The organism is Lacticaseibacillus saniviri JCM 17471 = DSM 24301 (assembly GCF_001311785.1).
Lineage (GTDB): Bacteria > Bacillota > Bacilli > Lactobacillales > Lactobacillaceae > Lacticaseibacillus > Lacticaseibacillus saniviri.
The window spans coordinates 151,408-166,331 of record NZ_BBBX01000001.1 but is presented as its reverse complement, the minus strand read 5'-3'; the positions used below and the strand labels follow the sequence as shown (position 1 = coordinate 166,331).

General features: G+C 49.4%; 9 protein-coding genes and 3 pseudogenes. 10 read left to right on the top strand and 2 right to left on the bottom strand.

What is annotated here, in order from left to right; translation table 11 throughout:
• Positions 1–21 precede the first annotated feature (21 nt).
• From obgE to JCM17471_RS00770, 10 genes and pseudogenes are all read left to right on the top strand, one after another.
• Positions 22–1,310: pseudogene (obgE, locus tag JCM17471_RS00815) on the top strand (GTPase ObgE).
• Between the two features lie 26 nt (positions 1,311–1,336).
• A pseudogene (locus JCM17471_RS00810) lies at positions 1,337–3,303 on the top strand (acyltransferase family protein).
• Positions 3,304–3,422: 119 nt separating this feature from the next.
• A complete protein-coding gene (gene rnz, locus JCM17471_RS00805) occupies positions 3,423–4,355 on the top strand; it encodes a ribonuclease Z (RefSeq protein WP_054776476.1) in 933 nt (310 codons plus the stop codon).
• Positions 4,356–4,360: 5 nt separating this feature from the next.
• Positions 4,361–5,149, top strand: coding sequence for an SDR family NAD(P)-dependent oxidoreductase (locus tag JCM17471_RS00800; protein WP_054776475.1), 789 nt, complete (start codon positions 4,361–4,363; stop codon positions 5,147–5,149).
• 8 nt (positions 5,150–5,157) lie between these two features.
• The gene (locus tag JCM17471_RS15705; RefSeq protein ID WP_054776474.1) at positions 5,158–5,532 is read left to right on the top strand and encodes a LapA family protein; all 375 of its coding nucleotides are present in this window, start codon (positions 5,158–5,160) and stop codon (positions 5,530–5,532) included.
• A gap of 131 nt (positions 5,533–5,663) precedes the next feature.
• Positions 5,664–8,270 carry an ATP-dependent chaperone ClpB gene (gene clpB, locus JCM17471_RS00790; RefSeq protein ID WP_054776473.1) on the top strand — a complete coding sequence of 869 codons (2,607 nt, stop codon included), beginning with the start codon at positions 5,664–5,666 and terminating at the stop codon, positions 8,268–8,270.
• 143 nt (positions 8,271–8,413) lie between these two features.
• Positions 8,414–8,599, top strand: coding sequence for a 50S ribosomal protein L32 (rpmF, locus tag JCM17471_RS00785; protein ID WP_054776472.1), 186 nt, complete (start codon positions 8,414–8,416; stop codon positions 8,597–8,599).
• A 148-nt stretch (positions 8,600–8,747) separates the two neighbouring features.
• Positions 8,748–9,299 carry a DUF1836 domain-containing protein gene (locus JCM17471_RS00780; protein WP_054776471.1) on the top strand — a complete coding sequence of 184 codons (552 nt, stop codon included), beginning with the start codon at positions 8,748–8,750 and terminating at the stop codon, positions 9,297–9,299.
• Positions 9,299–10,851, top strand: a pseudogene (locus JCM17471_RS00775) (bifunctional metallophosphatase/5'-nucleotidase). The gene JCM17471_RS00780 and the pseudogene JCM17471_RS00775 overlap by 1 nt, the downstream one beginning before the upstream one ends.
• A gap of 86 nt (positions 10,852–10,937) precedes the next feature.
• A complete protein-coding gene (locus JCM17471_RS00770; RefSeq protein WP_054776470.1) occupies positions 10,938–11,735 on the top strand; it encodes a hypothetical protein in 798 nt (265 codons plus the stop codon).
• Between the two features lie 87 nt (positions 11,736–11,822).
• On the opposite strand, the gene JCM17471_RS00765 is transcribed toward JCM17471_RS00770, so the two are convergent.
• Both JCM17471_RS00765 and JCM17471_RS00760 read right to left on the bottom strand, forming a co-directional pair.
• The gene (locus JCM17471_RS00765; protein WP_054776469.1) at positions 11,823–12,734 is read right to left on the bottom strand and encodes a GntR family transcriptional regulator; all 912 of its coding nucleotides are present in this window, start codon (positions 12,732–12,734) and stop codon (positions 11,823–11,825) included.
• 143 nt (positions 12,735–12,877) lie between these two features.
• The gene (locus tag JCM17471_RS00760; protein WP_162208323.1) at positions 12,878–14,824 is read right to left on the bottom strand and encodes a polysaccharide deacetylase family protein; all 1,947 of its coding nucleotides are present in this window, start codon (positions 14,822–14,824) and stop codon (positions 12,878–12,880) included.
• Positions 14,825–14,924: the final 100 nt, after the last annotated feature.

Genomic DNA, 14,924 nt, shown 5'->3' with positions numbered 1-14,924 from the left:
TTCACCCGAAGGAGGGTATTTATGTTTGTCGATCAAGTGACAGTCGAAGTTAAAGCCGGAAAAGGCGGCGATGGGATGGTGGCATTCCGTCGCGAAAAGTTTGTGCCATTTGGTGGTCCCGCTGGCGGTGATGGTGGCCGTGGCGGTAGTATCATTTTTATGTAGACGAAGGATTACGCACCCTGATGGATTTCCGTTACCAACGGCATTTTAAGGCCGCATCTGGTGGTAATGGCCAAGGTAAATCGATGTATGGTCGCAGCGCTGAGGACCGCCGTGTTGCGGTACCTGCTGGGACAACGGTTTATGATGCCGATACACACGAATTACTGGGCGATTTGACCGAGCCCAACCAGGAATTGGTTGTTGCTCGTGGTGGTCGCGGTGGCCGGGGCAATATCCATTTTGTCTCACCAAAGAATACAGCGCCAGAAATCTCTGAAAATGGGGAACCTGGACAAGAACGTTACGTGACACTGGAACTCAAGGTGTTAGCGGATGTTGGGTTGGTCGGTTTCCCATCTGTTGGGAAGTCAACGTTACTTTCCGTTGTGACGAGTGCCAAACCAAAGATTGCGGCTTATCAGTTCACAACCCTGGTACCAAACCTTGGAATGGTGCAGCTCGATGACGGCACCGATTTCGTTTTGGCCGATTTGCCAGGACTGATTGAAGGGGCATCTAATGGTGTGGGCCTCGGGATTCAATTCCTGCGCCACGTTGAACGGACACGGGTTATTCTGCATCTGGTTGAAATGGATCCAGACAATGGTCGCGATCCAATGACTGACTATCTGCAGATTCGTGAAGAATTAGAAACGTACGACGAAACCATTTTGGATCGGCCACAATTAGTGGTGGCGACCAAGCTGGATATGCCAGGTTCAAAAGAACGGTTTGAAACGTTCAAGCAACAACTGCTCGATAGTGGCGTTGCCGAAGAACACATCTTTGCCATCTCAAGCATCACGCACGATGGTGTTGCAAATCTGATGCAAGAAACCGCCAAGGCCCTTGCCACAGCACCTGCTGTGACACCAAAGGTTGAGGCTGTCTCTGCTGATTACACCTTTGATGCTGAAAATGATCGTGGCTTTGAAGTCCAACGCGATGATGATGGTGTCTTTGTCTTGGTTGGACCTAAGATTGAACGCATGTTTAAAATGGCTAACCTGGATCACGATGATGGCGCAATGCGGTTTGCACGACAACTGCGGAGCTTGGGCGTCGATGATGCCTTGCGTGAAGCAGGGGCCGAAAGTGGCGATTTAGTTGCCATTGAAGACTTTACATTTGAGTTCGTTGAATAATTTGTGATGGATGGTGGACTAGGAATATGGAAAAGAAACCGCGACTGAAGAAGAGTCGCTATATCACGGGATTTGATGGGTTAAGAACAATTGGGGTGATCGGTGTTATTCTGTATCACCTGCGCCCAGAACTGTTTAAAGGGGGTTACTTGGGGGTACCAATCTTTATGGTCGTCTCCGGTTACCTGATCACTGATTTGTTATTACAAGAATTCGATCAAAACAATCGCATCGATTTTAAGGGCTTTTTCATACGAAGGGTAAAGCGATTGTATCCGGGCTTGATTGCCGTCCTGTTTGCAACGAGCGCGTACATCACGTTGTTCTCGCAGAATTTGTTACACAACTTGCACATGATGGTCATCACCAACTTGGCTTACGTGTACAATTGGTGGCAAATCGCTAACGGCCAATCCTATTTTGCCCGGTTTGCCAATGGTGAGTCGCCGTTCACGCATCTGTGGACACTGTCGATTGAGGGTCAATACTATCTGGTATGGCCGTTTATCGTCCTCGGACTGTTGATGCTGGTTAAGAATCGCAGCAAGATCTTCAATATCGTCTTTATCTTAGCGGTGTTGAGTGGCATCGAGATGGCAGTCTTACAGTTCATGGCTAAGCCAAATGCCGATCCGAGTCGCTTGTATTACGGGACCGATACTCGGGCCTTTGCGATTCTGTTAGGGGCTGCATTAGCCTTCATCTGGCCAAGCACCAAGTTGAAAGCGAAGATTCAGACCAAACAGCGCGTCTTGCTCGATAGCATCGGTATTGTGAGCCTGATCGGCATGCTGATCATGGTCTTCACGGTCGATGCGCAGAGCAGCTTCTTATATCTGGGCGGCATGTTCTTGTTCTCCTTACTGACGATGATCAATGTGGCGGTTGTGGCGCACCCAGGTGCCGACTTCAATCGCTTGCTGAGTAACCCAGTCTTTACTTGGGTGGGGAAACGCAGTTATGGCTTGTATCTCTATCAGTTCCCAGTGATGATTTTCTGGGAAAATCAATTCCGTGATATCGCGGATCATCCGGTTTTATATCCTGTGATTGAAGTCTTAATCATTGTCTTGCTGTCCGAATTGTCCTATCGCTACATCGAAAATCCGGTGGCACATTTCGACTTCAAGCAGACCGGTGCTTATCTCAAGGCATTGGTCACACCATCCGCAAAGATGGGCGCACGGCGCTGGATTAGTTACGCTATGATTGTCATTTTGGCAATCGGTAGCGTTGGCTTAATCAAGGCACCGAGTGTGAAGACTGATGCGGCGAATACATCCGCATTGGCCAACCACCTGAAGGAAACAAAGGCGGATAAGAAAAAGCAGGCTGCCGATTTAGCAGCGGCAAAGTCGAGTATCGCAGCGGCCAAGAAGGCCAAACACGATGCTTCGGCCAGCAAGTCAATGTCAATCTCACAATCGAAGGCCATCGAATCAAAAGCCAAGGAACATCCTGTGAACCAGCAATACGAAAAATATGGGCTGACACAGGTACAATTGCAAAAGGCCCAAGATGTTGGGCTGACTGCGGTTGGGGATTCCGTCATGAAGGATGGTGAACCCATCTTGAAGGAACTGTTCCCGAAGGCTTACATCGATGCCGCCGTTTCTCGGCAGATGGTCCAAAGTATCGGTATTGTGCAAAATTATGCCAATACGGCGCGCTTGCGGACAACGTTTTGATTGGTTTGGGGACAAACGGGCCATTCACACCGGAACAATTGGACCAAATGATGAAAATCATCGGCCCTGAACGCAATGTCTTCTGGGTGAACGTCCGCGTTCCAACACGTGCTTGGCAAAACGATGTCAACGGCTTGCTGAAGGCATCCGCTGGCAAGTATAAGAACCTGACCATCATTGATTGGTATGGTTATTCAAATCCGCATAATGATTGGTTCTACGATGACTTGGTTCATCCAAATCCGACCGGGAATCCTTATTATGGGACCTATATCGCCAAAGCAATCTTAGCCAAGGCAAAGTAACATGGGGTGATAGGACAGCGACAAAACGACATGTTTTGATCGCGGTCCTATTTCTTTGCTCCGGGACATGCGTGGATTATGGTACACTGGAGTTAGTTAATTTAGATAGGAAGTTAAACATGGAAATTCTATTTTTGGGCACTGGCGCGGGTTCGCCGTCACGGCAACGCAACGTCAGTAGCCTCGCATTAAAATTATTGGATGAACGCAATGAGGTCTGGTTGTTTGATGTTGGGGAAGGCACGCAACATCAAATTTTACAGACCAACATTCGCCCACGCAAGGTGACAAAAATCTTTATCACTCACTTGCATGGGGATCATATCTTTGGTTTACCCGGTTTTCTCGCTTCTCGGGCCAACCAGGGCGGCACTGAGGCTTTGACCATCTATGGCCCCGAAGGCATCGAAAACTACGTCCGGGCGGCGCTCAAAGTCTCCCAAACGCGATTGGCCTATCCGTTGAAGTTTGTCATTTTGAAGACACCTGGCGTGATTTTTGATGACAAGACCTTCAAGGTGAGCTTCTTGCCACTCGACCACCGCATTGCAAGCTTTGGGTTCCGCATTGAGGAAAAGCCGCATCCAGGTGAGCTCTTGATCGATAAGGTGCGCGAAGCCGGTATTCCAAGCGGGCCCGTCTATGCACAGCTGAAGGCGGGCAAAACGGTGAAGCTCGCGGATGGCCGTACAATCGACGGTAATGACTTTATCGGTGCCGCTCAGCCGGGTCGCACCGTGGCTATTTTGGGTGATACCCGCCAAACTGCCACGATTGCGGAATTGGCCAAGGATGCGGACGTCTTGGTGCACGAGAGCACATTTGGCCCCGACGAAGCGGGCCTTGCAAAGCGCTACTATCACAGCACCAACCTGCAGGCCGCTAAGGTAGCGACTGAAGCAGGGGTGGGCGAATTGTTGCTGAACCACGTCTCGGCGCGCTACATCGGGCCACTGGCAAAGCAACTACAAAAGTCTGCTCAGAAGGTCTTCCACGCAACGCGGGTGGTCCGTGATTTTGACGAGATTGAGATTCCATTCAAGAAGGAGTGATCACAATGGTTGATTTACAGCAACAGATTGTTGTGGTGACCGGTGGTTCGAGTGGCTTGGGCAAGGCAATCGGGCTCAACGCCGCAAAAGCTGGCGCGACAGTGGTCTTTTTGGCTCGCCGACAACAGGAATTGCAGCAGGCTCAAGCAGAAGCCACCGCCTTATCGGGTCAACCCGCGTATGCCTATGTGCTCGATGTTGCCGATCCTGTCGCCATTGAAGCCGTGGTCCAGCGCATTGAGCGTGAGGTGGGTACGGTCGATATCTTGGTCAACGCCGCGGGCTTTGGCCGTTTCGATCTGGCACTCGATATGCCGATGACGACGGTTGAACAATTGTTTCGGGTGAATGTGCTCGGTGTGATGTACATGACGCAGCTGATTGGGCGTCAAATGGCAACGGCTCATCACGGCCACATCATCAACATCGCATCCATGGCAGGCAAGATGGCAACCCCTAAGTCAGCCATCTATGCGGCTACCAAAGCTGCTGTTATCGGTTATAGTAATGGCTTGCGCCTGGAACTCAAGCCATTAGGGGTTAAGGTTACAACGGTGAATCCAGGACCAATTCGGACCGAATTCTTTGAACGTGCTCAAGCAACAGATTATGAGGCCGCAGTTGACTGGATCACCCTTGACCCCGACAAATTAGCCAAGCGCATTGTGAACGCAATGACGCGTTCTGTGCGTGAAATCAATGCGCCTGCCATCATGCAAGTGGGGGCAACGCTGTATACGCTTATGCCACATGTCGGTGATTTCTTTGCCGGCGGGATTTTCAATCGAAAGTAGGTCGTCTCATGAAACGTCAACAACAACTCATTGTTAGTTTAGTGCTCGCGTTAATCCTGATTGTCTTTGCACTGCTGAATGGTCAAGCCGTCGCCGTCAATTTCTTCGGTGCTCGATTTGAATGGCCACTGATTATTGTGATTGTGGTGTCGGTCTTAATCGGCGCGCTCATCACCTTCTTGATGTCGACGAGTGCGCTCAACACGGCCCGCAAGCAACTCAAGTCGGTTCAAAATGACGCGCAAGATCAACAAAAAGTAGTCGATCAGGCGGTCAAGAAGGCCACTGCCGCGTTAGAAGCGGAGAATCAGAAGCTCAAGCAACAGCTCGACCAAACACCAAACAGAATTAAGTACGTCAATAAACCTCAAACCGACTGTTGAGTCGTGTTTGGGGTTTATTTATGTGGTTGATTACTCAGACTTAAGAATGATTTTGAGTGGTTATGAGCATTTTGACCTTTACTGACCAATGCGATGTGCTAAAATAGTGTCATCGAGAGGAGTGTTGTTAGATGAATCCAGATCAAATGACGCAAGCAGTCACCGACGCAATTGCAGAAGCACAACAGGTGGCGGTAACCAGAAAACATCAGGATATCGATATTCCCGATTTATTTAAAGTGCTAGTTCAGCCCAATCGATTGGCCCAACAGGTCTATCAAGAAGCGGGCGTTGATATTAATCAATTAAATGCTGTCATCGACAAAGCTCTGGACGCCGAGAGCGTGATTGAAGGGGTGTCAAATTATGGCCAGAACATGAGCCAGAATTTGTATCAATTGATGACCGACGCGGATGGTGTGAAGACGCAATTCGGCGACGAATTTGTCTCTACCGAAGCCTTATTACTCGCGTTGTACAAGCAAGCTTATTCGCCGATCACCCAGTTTTTGAACCAACAGGGTGCGACTGAGAAGAAATTACGTGACACGATTGATCAAGTGCGTGGTGGCGCGAAAGTCACCAGTAAAAACGCAGAGGATACCTACCAGAGTCTCCAGAAGTACGGGACGGATCTGGTCAAGGAAGCTCGTAGCGGTAAGATGGATCCCATTATCGGCCGCGACGATGAAATTCGCGATGTGATTCGCATTCTGTCGCGCAAAACTAAGAATAATCCTGTCCTGATTGGGGAACCCGGTGTCGGGAAAACCGCGATTGTGGAAGGCTTAGCGCAACGCATCGTGCGCCAAGATGTGCCCGATAACTTGAAGGACAAGACCATCATCTCACTGGATATGGGGGCCCTGATTGCGGGTGCGAAGTATCGTGGTGAGTTTGAAGAACGGCTGAAGGCAGTGCTCAAAGAAGTCACTAAGAGCGAAGGCCAAATCATTCTGTTCATCGATGAAATTCATACCATTGTGGGTGCCGGTAAGACGGAAGGCTCAATGGATGCCGGTAACTTACTGAAGCCATTGTTGGCTCGGGGTGAGCTGCACTTGATTGGTGCCACCACATTGGATGAATATCGCGAAAATATTGAAAAGGATAAGGCACTTGAACGCCGGTTCCAACGGGTACTGGTGCAGGAGCCAACCGTTGAGGATACCATCAGTATTTTGCGGGGCTTAAAGGAACGGTTTGAAATCTTCCACGGCGTTCGGATTCACGATTCAGCGCTTGTGGCGGCCGCAACCCTCGCCAACCGGTACATCACCGACCGTTTCTTACCCGATAAGGCGATTGACCTGGTCGATGAGGCGAGTGCCAATATTAATGTTGAAATGAATTCCCGGCCAACAGAACTGGATATTGCGGAACGGCGTCAGATGCAACTCGAAATTGAAGAGGCGGCATTAAAGAAAGAAACCGATCCAGCCAGTCAAAAACGCTTGGCCCAATTACAAGAAGAACTCGCTAACCTGCGCGAATCAACCAATCAATTGAAGAGTAAATGGTCGGCTGAAAAGACAGATATCGCGGCTCTCAATGCCAAGAAGTCAGAAATTGATCAGGCTAAACACGATTTGGAAGATGCCCAGTCGCGCTATGACCTCGAAACAGCGGCCCGCCTGCAACACGGCACCATCCCTGAATTAGAGAAGGAGCTAGCCAGTCTTGAGACCAAAGATCGGCCTGAGGAGTGGCTGGTCCAAGAATCGGTCACCGAAACCGAGATTGCGGATGTGATCAGTCGTCAAACCGGGATTCCCGTTGCTAAGTTGGTCGAGGGCGATCGCCAGAAACTGTTGCACCTAGCTGATAAGTTACACGAGCGGGTCATCGGCCAAGATCAAGCCGTGAGTGCTGTCAGTGACGCTGTCTTGCGTTCACGGGCTGGCTTGCAAGATCCGAGTCGCCCACTGGGGAGCTTCATGTTCCTAGGCCCTACCGGGGTCGGGAAGACCGAGTTGGCCAAGGCGCTGGCGGACGATTTATTTGATTCCGAACGTCACATGGTCCGAATCGATATGTCAGAATATATGGAAAAATACAGTGTCTCCCGCTTAGTCGGGGCAGCACCAGGTTACGTCGGCTATGAAGAAGGTGGCCAGTTGACCGAAGCTGTGCGGCGCAATCCGTACACCATCGTGTTACTGGATGAAGTCGAAAAGGCACATCCCGATGTTTTCAATATTTTGTTGCAGGTCTTAGACGATGGTCGCCTGACCGATTCACAGGGTCGGACCGTGGACTTCAAAAACACGATTATCATCATGACGTCTAACTTGGGTTCTGAGGACTTGTTGGATGGCATGCAGGATGATGGTACGATTTCAGCGGATGCGCGTGAGAAGGTCATGCAGCAGATTCGGGCTCACTTCAAGCCTGAATTCTTGAACCGGATTGATGAGCTCGTGATGTTCAATCCATTGACCTTAGCCGATGTTGAAAAGATTGTGGTTAAGGATCTTGAACAGTTGGCCGATCGCATGAGTGATCAAGAGATCAGCTTGACTGTTAGCCCTGCCGCCCAGGAATGGTTGGCTGATAAGGGCTATGATCCCGCCTATGGGGCACGGCCATTGCAACGCTTAATCACCACCGCCGTCGAGACACCGCTGGCTAAGAAGTTGATTGCTGGTGAGATCTTGCCACACAGTCAGGTCACAATCAATGTCGCCGATGGGCAGTTGACTTTTGAGCAGCAACAACAAGATGAACAAAATGTGTAAAGGTTCTTGCCTTGACGAGCGATTTCTAGTAATATAGATGTTGCTATGGCAGACGGATTTAACGAAATTCAGGGTTACACTTGCATTTTCAGATATTTCCGGTATAGTAATTTAAGAATCTATTGATAAAGGGGTTTTTACTCATGGCAGTTCCAGCACGTCGGACTTCAAAGACTAAGAAGCGCATGCGTCGCGGCCACATCAAGTTGAACGTTCCTAACTTACAATTTGATGCAACCACAGGCGAATACCGTCTTTCTCACCACGTATCACCAAAGGGCTTCTACAAGGGTGTCCAAGTGATCAACAAGACAGACGCTAACGCGTAATTAAAAATACCAACCATGTGTTGGTATTTTTTATTGGATCAAAATGGTTTTGAATACTAGCTAACATGGTATAATAGAGATAATTCAGTTATGAGTTCACAGGTGCAGCTGAGCGTCATCGCTAGCTGCACATCAAGGAGGCAATATAATGGCACAAGCAGAACCGTTTTCCGCTTATCTCGATCGCTTACAACAGGCGCGCTTACCGCGTTGGACCGATTTGCCACAGTTTGATCTGTACATGGATCAAGTCGTGCAATACATCAATGAAATCATCACACCACTGGGGTTGGATGAACTCACCGCAACCATGGTGAATAACTATGTCAAAAAGGGTGTTATCGCACCGCCCATTAAGAAGAAGTATCACAAGGCGCAAATCGCCAACATCTTGATCATTGCGATGTTGAAGCCGGTGTTTGCGTTGGATACCATCGCCAGTGGCATCAGTTATCAATTGATCGATCGGCCCAATAATCAGGCGTATGACACCTTTATTTTGGCGTTCATCGGTGCTGTTCAGCAGGTGAACAATGATTTCAGCGGCGAAGTGACCATCAATAAGGTTAATCGGGCTGATACGGCGAACATTCAAAATGCGATGGTGAGCTTGGCCATTAACGCTGTCCTTGAAAAACTATTGGTGGAAATGATGACCAGCCAAGTGGCCGAACCCACCGGTAAGAAGGCGGGCAAATAATGCAACTGACAATTCTATCAACCAGTGATACCCATGGCTTTGTGCAACCGACTAATTACGTCAAACGCAATCAAAATCTGCCGTTTTCGTTGGCTAAGACCAAGACTGTGATTGACCGGGTGAAGCAGTCAACCGACGAACCCGTTATTACGATCGAAAATGGCGATTGGCTCCAGGGCTCACCCTTGGCTTATTACGCGGCTAAGGTGGCAAAAGATGCCGCCAAGCTGACGGATGCATACAACCTGATGGGGTACGACGTCGGTATCTTAGGCAATCACGAGTTCAACTACGGCATGGATTATCTGAAGCAAGCGGTTGGCACCCTCAATTATCCGATGTTGACGGCGAATATTTTGACAGGCAATCAGCCGTTGTTCGGCCAGGGCCATCGCATCATTGAAAAAGCCGGTGTCAAAATCGGCATTATTGGCCTGACCACCGACTACATTCCGCATTGGGAAACACCGGCGCATATTGAAGGCTTACAGTTTGAATCGGTGCTTGAAACGGCGAAAAAAGAAGTCGCTGAACTGCGGCCGGTAGTTGATGTCGTCATTGTTGCCTATCATGGTGGCTTTGAACGCAATCTCGAGACGGGACAGTTGACCGAACGCGAAACCGGGGAAACGTCGGGTATCGATTGGCGACCGAAGTGCCAGGTATCGATGCCTTAGTGACAGGTCATCAGCATCGTGAGTTGGCCCAGATCGTGAATGGGGTCCCAATCACGCAGCCAGGTTATCGCGGTGCGAACGTTGGCCAAATCACGTTGACGTTAGCTGATAAGGTGGGTGGCTATCGGGTCACAGGTGGTCAAGCAGAATTGTTGGCAGTGACCGATGTCCCAGCGGATGCGGCAATCATCAAAACCTTACAGGAAACGAGCAATCAAGTTGAAACGTGGTTGGACGCACCCTTGGGGCGAGTTGAAGGTGATATGCGCATCAACGATCCTTTCAAGGCGCGGATTCAGGAAACACCTTACATTGAATTCGTGCAGAAGGTGCAAATGGCAAGTACCAGTGCAGACATCTCCGGTACCGCGCTGTTCAACAATGAGGGCCGTGGTTTCGGTGACGTGATTACCATGCGCGATGTGGTCACGAATTATATCTATCCGAATACATTAGCCGTCGTGGCACTCAGTGGGGCGGATTTGTTCGCTGCCTTGGAACAGAATGCCGAGTACTTTAGCTTAGATGGCGCTGATCGGCTCATGGTGACACCGCGGTTTGAGCGGCCAAAGCCACAGCATTATAATTACGACATGTATGAAGGGATCGACTACACACTCGATATCACCCAACCGGTAGGATCTCGTGTCAAACAAGTGACCTACCATGGGGGACCTTTGCAGTCGGATGCCACTTATCACGTGGTCGTGAATCAGTATCGTGCCGGTGGGGGAGGTAACTTCCCGATGTTTGACCAAAGTAAAGTTGTTGAAGAGAATCAACGCGATATGACCGAATTGATTGCGGATTATTTGTTGCAACATCCAGTCATCGAAGCAACGGCCAATCATAACTTCACTGTGTTGCCAGATTAATGTGACACCTTGTCAGGTTATGCTTGCACTTAAACTTAACGCGCGCTATTCTATTTGGGTATTTGAAATTAACTAGGGATGTGGCAATGTTGAAGAAATTAATGGCAGTTGGTATGGTGCTGCTCAGTGGTTTAACCCTGGCAGCCTGCCAAGCAAAATTAGGTGTCGATGAGCACACAAATAAGCAACAGGGACTCGTCGCTGTTGTCAAAGGGGATGCCCCAGGCTCGAGTCTCAATTATCAATATGGCGATACGAGTGGCAAAGTGAAGGTGAGCGATGGCCGTTATGTCTTGAGCGTGCCCGTTAAGACCAATGATCAAACAATTAAGTTGAGCAGTGGCAGTCAAAGTGTGAGTGCTAAGGTCAAAAAGGCAACGCCATTGGGTCAGTACAGTAAGATTGCAACGGCATACAACCAAGCAATCATTGTCGGGTCATTGCCACAGGCGATTTCTGCACAAGTGATGAAGAACCCGGCCATCTTAAAGACGAATCCTGAAGCGGCTAAGGCTTATCAAACCGCGATGGTCAGCACCAAGGATCAACAATTGGCACCCACAGCAGAAACTGGCTTACACCAATTGATGAAACAATCCGACTTGACGATTCGTGGCAACATCGAAGGTGACCAATTAGTCGCAGCCGCATTGATCGTGCCGGTGTCCGCAATGAAGGATAAGGCAAAAGCGACGGCATTCGTCAAGGAAGTTGCAGCGATGTCAAGCGCTGTTGGCGCAGATCCAAAGGCGGTACTTAAAGCCTTTCAAAATGCACAAAAGAAGAGTAAGCAAAAGACGACCATTGATACCATCAAGAGTAATGGCGTTAAATTCGATGTCGGTGTTTCCACGACACAACTCTATCTCTATGTGACGAAGTAAGCCTAAGCAATGAAATTCAAAAAGCGTGCAGACAAAAATGTCCGCACGCTTTTTTAGTTGGCTCAGCTACATTTAATATATCAAATGCTAAATTGAGTCACCTTGGATGAGGTGTGGGGTCAACAAGCTCTGTGTATTGACCATCTCGGTGGCATTCATCCAGTGACGAAACTCATTCAAATCATAACTCAGCCGGCTCAACAGGGGGTAGGTGTTCTCTAAGCCGGGTAGGTTACCGATAACGATGAGACCAAAGTCCTGACCAACATGAACGCCGCTTTCTTGTAATTGTCCGAGCACGCGGGTGGCTTGGCTAGGATCACTGACAATGAGGCCGTCTAGTTCACTGATGCCAGCTGATAACACATCGGTGATACCGTGGCCGGGTGGTGTTTGAAGCGGAGAGCGTGTTTGCAATAACGATTGCACATACCCACTATAAGCGGGGTGTGAGGTTGGCCCCCAGAACCCGATGCGCTGGCGGTGCTGGCGAATGAGAGTGCTTGTTGCCAATCGTCCCGCCTGGATCCAATCCAATTGGAGTGTCGGTAAGGCCAGGGCTGGTAGGGGTGCTAAGCTAAACAAACGAATTGATATACCATCTGACATCAATTGATATATCGTATTGAGTTCTTCATCCGTTGGTGATCCAAAAAGGATAGTGCCATCGCTGATTTGCATTAAAGGTTGTGCCTTGACTGCTAGTTCAGGCAAATCAGTGGCAACTTGTGCTTGCTGCAAAGGGGTCACGCTTTGCAAGGGTGTCAATGTGCGAACAAGCGCAGCGGTCTGCTTAACGAAGCTGCCTCGACCTTGGACGCGTTCAATGAAGCCGGCGCTTTCCAATTCAGTCAATGCGCGCTTGCTGGTAATCCGACTCACCCCATACTGTTCTGCTAACTGCATTTCTGTCGGTAGTTGACTGCCCGGAGGCAACTGCTGGGTTTGAATCTGTTGTTTGAGGATATCGAGGATCTGTTGATACTGTGGCTGTGCCATTCCAATCACTCCTGTATATTGATATATCAAATATACATCGCTGTCGCTTCATTTGTAAACCTAAAGGGGTTTGAGTGCTATCCGTTTTGGTAACAAAAAAAGGCTGTGACTACCCAGCTTGGGCGGTCACGGCCTTGTACCTATTATTGTAATTTGTCGAGAAATGCTTGCTTACTTAAATCTGGGGTGACGGTAATTCGTGGTAAGGCATAGAGCGAGTCGCTCAATGTTGCCACTCGGTTATCCATCGCGAGGCCCATTTGGTAGCCAGCGGCCTGAGTAAGGTTTTCGGTCTTGTTCGTGTAGCTCCCGTAAGGATAGGCAATCGTGGTGATTGGGGCATCGAATTGCTTTTGCAGATCTGCCTTTGATTCGGTTAATTCCTGGCTGGCGGTGTAATCACCTTGTTGTCCCAACTTCACGTGATTCATGGTGTGGGATTCGAGATTGAAGCCAGCGGCCATCAATGTCTTGATTTCGCTAGGGTTCAAACTCCAATTGCTGTCCATCCGATTGACGATTTGGAAGCCGGTGACGTGTACGCCACTTTCTTGAACCAGCGGCATGATTTGGCGATACCATGATTGATAGCCATCATCCATCGTCATCCAAACGACCTTGCTGGTTGGTAGGTAATTCGTGGTGAGGGCGTAATAGGATTGGTCAGGGGTCAATGTTTGGTAACCGGCTTTGTCCAACCAGTCCAATTGTTGCTTGAATTGTGCAGCGGGAATCGCGTAGATATTGCTGGTCACGGTGTCTTCGAAATCGTGATACATCAGAATTGGTAAGCGAACGGGTTGGTCTTGGTAATGCCAATTCTTGGTCACTTCATACGCAGGGGAGAACCAGCCCATGGCATTTTGGTACCAGAGGCGGTGATCAACAGTCTTAACTGCCTCAATCGTCGCGGTATCATTGGCTGCTAATTGGCCAACCTGTTGCTTGTGGTCGGTATCGCTGTAAATTGGTGTGGCACTGGTCAGCGTGAGTGTTTGTGCATTCAGGCTTTCTGGGGTCATCTGATTCAAATCACTGTCGAGCGTGAACCACTGATTGTGGCCCAGGCTGTACCAGGTAGTGTCGCCATCGGTCACGTGATCATAGTACGTCACATTGGTATTGGCTGGCAGTGTCCGGTAACTGTATTGGCGAGACTTGCCATAGTCATTGTAGACAATCGTGGTTTGATTGGTTTGAACGGACATGGTGGCCTTTTGTACACTCTTTTGGTTCACCCAGGCGAGCTGTTGCCCGGCTTGTTCGATCAGATCGAATTGACTGCCATCGCTCCCAACCAGAGTCCGGCGAGTGGTGAGGCCGGAAAGCTGTTGCAGGTTTTTGACAGGTTTAGCTTTTTTGAGCCCGTCATCGGTCAAATAAAAACTGGATTCATTGCTACTTGGGCGTAGGGTAACACTTTGACGTTGTGCCACTGTCTGGGTAAAGGTGACCGGTGTATCCGGAATTTCTTGGACGTCATCCGCACTAATCCACGCAATCACGTGGGTGTATTGCTTGAGCAGATACATGGCGGGATGATCCGGTTGATCGATTTGCTGGTCAACCGTGAATGTTTGGTTGATCAGATCACTGTTGGCCGCTGGAATAAAGCCCTTATCGGTCAAATAATCGAGTGACGCATCCTTGTTTTTGAGCTGCACCTGAATGGTGTCATGTGGGGTCACAGTCAGGTCTTGACCGGACTGTGGCTGGGCATCTTCAAGGTTGATCCACTGGTGACCACCTAGGGAGTACCAGAGCGTATCATTAATCAATTGCACATCAAAAAACTGCCACTGACTGCCGGCGGCTAATTTCTTTGAGAGACTGGCAGGAATGGTAGGTGCAGAATAGACAGGTGTTTCTTTAGTGAGTTGCAAGGTCCCGGGGAATTCGACCGGCAACCACTGATTGCGGCCTAATTCAAGCCAGACATTCTTATCTTTGGTGACGGCCTGGCTGACCCGCCAGCTCGTACCTGCCTTTAATGCTTCACCTGATTGTTTTTCACCCGCGGTTTGGGCCAGGCGCTGATCACTTTGTAAGGTGATCGTTGCGGCGTGTACGGGGTGGGCCTGTAATGCCACACCCAGCCCTGAAACCCAAACCCAAATGTTAACCAAAACTGCTTTTTCACTCGTCGTCGCTCCATTCGAATTTTTGTGCAAAAGAAAAGACCGCAGCAAC